Origin of the sequence: Pseudomonas sp., assembly GCF_035277045.1 — a bacterium.
GTDB lineage: Bacteria > Pseudomonadota > Gammaproteobacteria > Pseudomonadales > Pseudomonadaceae > Aquipseudomonas.
Window position 1 is genome coordinate 1 of the sequence record NZ_DATELE010000274.1, and the last position, 2,679, is coordinate 2,679.

4 protein-coding genes are annotated in these 2,679 nt (G+C 66.3%); 3 read left to right on the plus strand and 1 reads right to left on the minus strand.

Annotation, left to right across the window (positions count from 1 at the left end):
- From VJS90_RS15285 to VJS90_RS15295, 3 genes are all read left to right on the plus strand, one after another.
- The coding region (locus tag VJS90_RS15285) for a DUF3455 domain-containing protein (RefSeq protein ID WP_324122485.1) at positions 1-423 on the plus strand (423 nt) is incomplete at its 5' end.
- A gap of 75 nt (positions 424-498) precedes the next feature.
- Positions 499-1,032 carry a sigma-70 family RNA polymerase sigma factor gene (locus tag VJS90_RS15290; RefSeq protein ID WP_324122488.1) on the plus strand — a complete coding sequence of 178 codons (534 nt, stop codon included), beginning with the start codon at positions 499-501 and terminating at the stop codon, positions 1,030-1,032.
- Positions 1,029-1,748 (plus strand): anti-sigma factor, encoded by a 720-nt coding sequence (locus VJS90_RS15295; protein ID WP_324122486.1) that lies wholly within the window; start codon positions 1,029-1,031, stop codon positions 1,746-1,748. The genes VJS90_RS15290 and VJS90_RS15295 overlap by 4 nt, the downstream gene beginning before the upstream one ends.
- Before the next feature lie 210 nt (positions 1,749-1,958).
- On the opposite strand, the gene VJS90_RS15300 is transcribed toward VJS90_RS15295, so the two are convergent.
- A partial coding sequence (locus tag VJS90_RS15300) for a LysR substrate-binding domain-containing protein (protein ID WP_324122487.1) occupies positions 1,959-2,679 on the minus strand: 721 nt, incomplete at its 5' end.

Sequence of the window (2,679 nt, forward strand, 5' to 3'; positions counted from 1 at the left end):
GGCCACACGATTGCCCTCGAAACCGTCGGCGTCGGCGAGATCACCTACGAGTGCCGTGACAAGGCCCAGGCACCCGGTCAGACGGAGTGGGTGTTCGTTGGGCCCAAAGCCGTGCTCAACGACCGTAGCGGCAAGCAGGTCGGCGACTACTTCGGGCCACCGGCTACCTGGAAGGCGAAGGATGGTTCCAGCATCACTGGCACGCAGCTGGCCGTCGCCCCCGCCAGCGCTGGCAACATCCCCTACCAGCTGGTCAAGGCGAACCCCGCCGAAGGCAAGGGTGCGATGCAAGGCGTCAGCTACATCCAGCGCGTGGCCACCAAAGGCGGCGTCGCGCCGGCAAGCGGTTGCACCCCTGCCGACAAGGGCAAGCAGCAGGTCGTCCAGTACCAGGCCGACTATCTTTTCTGGGCAGCCAAGTAAGTCATCAGCGCGAGCGGCGTAGCTCGTCTACGCTGCCTCTGGCACACCCACTGTCCATGGCCGTTGCCTTTGTCCCTGCCCGAACACTGCTTTGACCACCAAGCCTGCCTGCAGGCCTGCGCCCGCGGCGAGCGGCAAGCGCTGCGCGACCTCTACCAGGAGGACAGCGCACGCCTGCTCGGCATCGCCCGGCGCATCGCCCGCGACGATGGCTTGGCCCAGGACATTGTCCACGATGCCTTTATCAAGATCTGGCACGGCGCCGGCAGTTTCGACCCCGCGCGCGGGTCGGCGCGGGGCTGGATCTACAGCGTGACCCGGCACCTCGCGCTCAACCATGTGCGCAATAGCGCCAGGGAGGTGCTGGTGGGCGAGCATGAAGACGTGGTGGATCCTGAGGCGGACCCCGCGCAAGCATTCAACGGCCACTCCGACCGCATCCATTTGTGCCTGGAGCAGCTGCAACCCGCGCGACGCAGTTGCATCGTGCATGCCTACGTCGATGGCTACACCCACGCGCAGATCGCCGAGAAGCTCGGCACGCCCCTTGGCACCGTCAAGGCCTGGATAAAACGCAGCCTCGTGGCCTTGCGGGAGTGCATGGGATGACCGCAAAGCCAGCGCCTGAATACCCTGATGACCTCGAGCAGCTCGCCAGCGAGTACGTCCTCGGCACACTGCCGCCCGAGCAACGTCGCGACGTGCAACAGCGCCTCGGCAACGACGCCCGGCTGCGCGCCGCCGTGGACGCCTGGGAACAGCGCCTGCTCGGCCTGACCGAACTCGTCGAACCGCAGACCCCGCCTCCCAGGTTATGGCAGCGCATCGAACGCAGCCTGGACGAGCATTCGGCGCCAGCCCGCACGGCCCCCGCGCAGGCATCCTCCTGGTGGAACCCGCTCGCGCTATGGCGCGGCCTTGCCGGAGCAGGGCTGCTCGCGAGCCTTGTACTCGGCACGCTGCTACTCACCCGCACAGCCCCACCGACCCGCTACCTCGTCGTCCTCGTCGGTCCCCAGGACCAGGCCCCCGGCTGGGTGATCCAGGCCAGCGATACCCGGCAGATCCAGCTCATCCCCCTCGGCGTCGCCCAGGTTCCGACTGACAAGGCCCTCGAGTTCTGGACCAAAGGCGACGCCTGGCAAGGCCCCGTCTCCCTCGGCCTGGTCAAGCCCGGCCAGACCCTCTCCCTCGACCTCGACAAACTGCCCCCGCTGGAACCAAACCAGCTGTTCGAACTGACCCTGGAAAACCCCAATGGCTCGCCGACCGGACGGCCTACGGGGCCGATCCAGTTCATTGGGCGGGCTGTGAAGGTGATATGAGGATGGCCCAGGCCCTTGCCCCTGCCAGGTCCTTTCATTCCGGATGTTGATTTGGGATCGGGCAGTGATCCCCCAAATGCCCCGGCTGCGCCGGGCAGGGATGGATAACCGAGCTGGCATTGTGCCGCGATTGTGGCGCGAAGCGGCCCCAGAATCGAACAGGCGCTGCAAGACCAGCCGCCTGCATTCGGTGCTCCCAAGCAGGCGAATCTAGTCGCGCAGGCTAGCGATGACTGTCTCGCCCAGAGCATCAAGTTGCTCACCCCCGTGCGTCGCAAGCAATATGAAGCTTGCCTTGGGCAGCGTAGGCAATCCGTCCTTATGAAGCGCAACAACACGTCCCTCGATCAACGCTGACGCATTCAAACACCCCACCCCAAGCCCGGCAGCCACCGCCGCCTGCAACCCTGCCACTCCCGAAGCCACATGCGTCACCACATGGGCGATGCCGTGCGCTTGCAGCCGGTCAATCGCTAGCCGGTGCAAAGAGCAGGTCTCGGGCAACAGTGCCAGCGGGATAGGCCGGCCTTCGTCGGGCAAGCCTGAACCCGGCGCCGTCACCCAGTGCATCGCCTCGGTACGCAACACCTGCGCATCCCCCGTAGGCCCAGTGCGCAAGACAATCGCCAGGTCCAGTTCCCCACGCCGATGCGCGGCTTCAAGCGCGTCGCTCTTGCCGATCAGCGTGCGCAGCCGCAAACGCGGGTAATGCTGGCCAAGGCGGGCGAGCAGGCGAGTAAGATCGGCCGGGCGGAAGTAATCGGTGATACCCAAATGCACTTCACCTTCGAATGGCACGTCGTGCAGGTCGCGCCAGGCGCTGTCGGACAAGGCGAGGATCTGCCGGGCATGCGCCAGCAGGCGGTCACCGGCCGGGGTGGGCCGTACGCCAGCCTTGCTCCGCACCAGCAATACCTGGCCGGCGCGTTCC

What these genes read in the sequence shown, in the direction of transcription:
- VJS90_RS15295 (WP_324122486.1), top strand. Translation starts at nt 1,029, where the DNA reads ATGACCGCAAAGCCAGCGCCTGAATACCCTGATGACCTCGAGCAGCTC.